Origin of the sequence: Nitratidesulfovibrio oxamicus (assembly GCF_015731765.1) — a bacterium.
In the GTDB taxonomy this organism is placed as follows: Bacteria; Desulfobacterota; Desulfovibrionia; order Desulfovibrionales; family Desulfovibrionaceae; genus Cupidesulfovibrio; species Cupidesulfovibrio oxamicus.
The window spans coordinates 1-2,455 of record NZ_VRYY01000385.1; the positions used below are offsets into that span (position 1 = coordinate 1).

Here is a 2,455-nt window from a genome sequence, read left to right on the forward strand (position 1 = left end):
CACCGTGCCGGGGCGGCTGTGGCTGGCCCCCATGGCCGGACTGGGCCACGCCGCCTTCCGCGAGGTGGTGGAAGGCTACGGCGGCTGCGGGCTGCTGTTCACCGGCATGTGCAACGCCCGCGCCGTGCCCACGGAACGCCCGGAAAAGTCGGAGGCGTTCTCTTGGCGTGCGGGCGAGCCGGCCCGGCTGGTTTGTCAGCTGTTCGGGGCCGAACCGGAGCACATGGCCGAGGGCGCGCGCCGGGTGCAGGCCGAAGGCTTTTTCGGCGTGGATCTGAACATGGGCTGCTCGGTGTCCGCCATCGTCAAGCGCGGCTGCGGCGCGGATCTGCTGCGCGACCCGGAGCGTGCCGTGCGCATGGTGGCGGCGGTGCGCCGCGCCGTGGACATCCCGGTGTTCGTCAAGTTCCGCACCGGCTGGACGCCGGACCCGCAACCCGCCGTGGACCTGGCCCGCCGCTTCGAGGACGCCGGGGCCGACTGCCTGGTCTTTCACCCCCGCGTGGCCCCGGACCGGCGTACCCAGCCGCCCCGGCGCGCCCACATCGGGCTGGTCAAGGCGGCGGTGTCCATCCCGGTCATGGGCAACGGCGACGTGTTCACGCCGCAGGACTGCGCCAGCCTGCTGGACGACACCGGCTGCGACGGCGTGTCGCTGGGGCGCATCGCCGTGGCCCGGCCATGGGTGTTCGCGGCGTGGACTGGTGCAATTGATGACGACCCGGACCGCAACCCCGCCTTGTGGCGAGAAGCCCCGCTGGCCCTGCTGGACGCGCTGGCCCGGCGGCACGGTCCGGCCCGCGCGGTGCGCATGTACGCCAAGTTCCTGATCTACCTCACCGGCAATTTCACTTACGGCAACGGGCTGCGCGGGCGGTTGCTGCGGGTGACGGGCCGGACGCCCGCGTCTTTTGGAGCGGACGATCCCGGCGGCCTGCGCGCGTTGCAGGATGCCCTGCGGACCGAACTGGACCCGCTGCCCGCCGTGCTGCGCCGCCCCAGCGCGCTGCTGTTCGGCATGTAGGCTGCCCGTCGCCCCGTTAACGGCGTTTTTTCCTGCGTTCACGTACTCACGCCCGGCCATTCCCATGGCTCGGGCGTTTTTTTGCGCAGTCCGCGAAACCGCTTGACTTTGAGCGCACTCCAACTTGTAGGCTCCGGAAAAAGGGGGAAGACCCATGCGCATCCGTGACGTGGCGGCAACCACCGGGCTGAGCGCCCACACCCTGCGCTGGTATGAAAAGATCGGCCTGCTGCGTTCGGTGGAGCGCGACAGGGGCGGGCGCAGGCTGTTCACGCAGGACGACCTGCGCTGGCTGGAATTCATTGGCAGGCTGCGCGAGATGGACATGCCCGTGCGCGAAATGGTGCGCTACGCGGAACTACGAGAGCGGGGCGAGCAGGGCGATGCCACGCTGGCGGCCCGTCGGGAACTGCTGGAAGGACACCGCCAGCGCGTGCGAGAGCGCATGGAACGACTGACGGCATGCCTGACCCATCTGGACGACAAGATTGCCTGGTATCGCGGGCAGGAGGATGACCATGCATGACGACGTGAAGACGACCCAGCCGGAACAAGTGGGCGGGGCGGAACAGGCGGAAGGGGCGGAACAGGCGGAAGGGCCGGAAGGGACGGAAACCCGCTACCAGCGCGGACTGCGGATGCTGTCGCGGGTGGACGGCACGGCGGGCGAGCAGGTGGTGGCGAAGCTGGCGGAATTCGCGCCGGATTTCGCGCGGCTGCTGGTGGAGTTTCCCTTTGGCGACGTGTATGCGCGGCCCCAGCTTGGCCTGCGCGAGCGCGAGATCGCCACCATCGCCGCGCTGACGGCCATGGGCACGGCGCGGCCCCAACTGGAGGTGCACATTGCCGCCGGGCTGCATGTGGGCCTGACCCGCGAGGAGATCATGGAGGTTATCATGCAGATGGCGGTGTACGCGGGCTTCCCCGCCGCGCTCAACGGCATTGCTGCCGCGCGCGAGGTGTTCGGGCGGCATGGCGCGGCACGGGACGGGGGCGGGGCGTAGAAGGGGCGGAGCGTGGAAGGGGGACGGAACAATTCGTCCGAACGACCGGGGTTGGTGTGCGCCCGCAGCAGCCCCACCCCGCGACGGAGGCCCGCCGCGGGGGGCAAGGAAAAAAACAATCCTGTTGGACGGGAAGGAATGCGTAATGGACCCGTGCCGCCCTCTTCAGGTCAGGGCATGCAGTGCCCGTTTCTACCGGGGCCAGGCCAGCAGCACGTCCTCGCGGCGCAGGGGCAGGTCCAGCGCGTCTTCCGGGGCAATGGGAATGTTCGCGTCGGACAGCCCGGCCACGTAGCCGGGCGGCAACGCCCACACTCCGATGGCCGGACCGCCGTCCATGCGGATGGCCAGCGCCACGGCATCATCGTTCAGGCCCAGGATGCGCGCGGGCCTGCGGCACCACGGCAGGCGCGCCACGGCGGGCAGG

The 2,455-nt window shown here is 70.2% G+C and carries 3 protein-coding genes and 1 pseudogene; 3 read left to right on the top strand and 1 reads right to left on the bottom strand.

What is annotated here, in order from left to right; translation table 11 throughout:
* The 3 genes from FVW20_RS12575 to FVW20_RS12585 form a co-directional block, all read left to right on the top strand.
* Positions 1 to 1,024, top strand: a 1,024-nt coding sequence (locus FVW20_RS12575; RefSeq protein ID WP_196609885.1) for a tRNA dihydrouridine synthase, incomplete at its 5' end; no start/stop codon positions are given.
* A 154-nt stretch (positions 1,025 to 1,178) separates the two neighbouring features.
* Positions 1,179 to 1,550, top strand: a complete 372-nt coding sequence (locus FVW20_RS12580) for a MerR family transcriptional regulator (protein ID WP_196609886.1) — start codon at positions 1,179 to 1,181, stop codon at positions 1,548 to 1,550.
* On the top strand, positions 1,543 to 2,028 hold the full coding sequence (locus FVW20_RS12585; RefSeq protein WP_307831522.1) for a carboxymuconolactone decarboxylase family protein: 486 nt from the start codon (positions 1,543 to 1,545) through the stop codon (positions 2,026 to 2,028). Before FVW20_RS12580 ends, FVW20_RS12585 begins: the two co-directional genes overlap by 8 nt.
* A 192-nt stretch (positions 2,029 to 2,220) precedes the next feature.
* On the opposite strand, the pseudogene FVW20_RS12590 reads toward FVW20_RS12585, so the two are convergent.
* A pseudogene (locus tag FVW20_RS12590) lies at positions 2,221 to 2,455 on the bottom strand (hypothetical protein); the annotation flags it as partial.

What these genes read in the sequence shown, in the direction of transcription:
- FVW20_RS12580 (WP_196609886.1), top strand. Translation starts at nt 1,179, where the DNA reads ATGCGCATCCGTGACGTGGCGGCAACCACCGGGCTGAGCGCCCACACC.
- FVW20_RS12585 (WP_307831522.1), top strand. Translation starts at nt 1,543, where the DNA reads ATGCATGACGACGTGAAGACGACCCAGCCGGAACAAGTGGGCGGGGCG.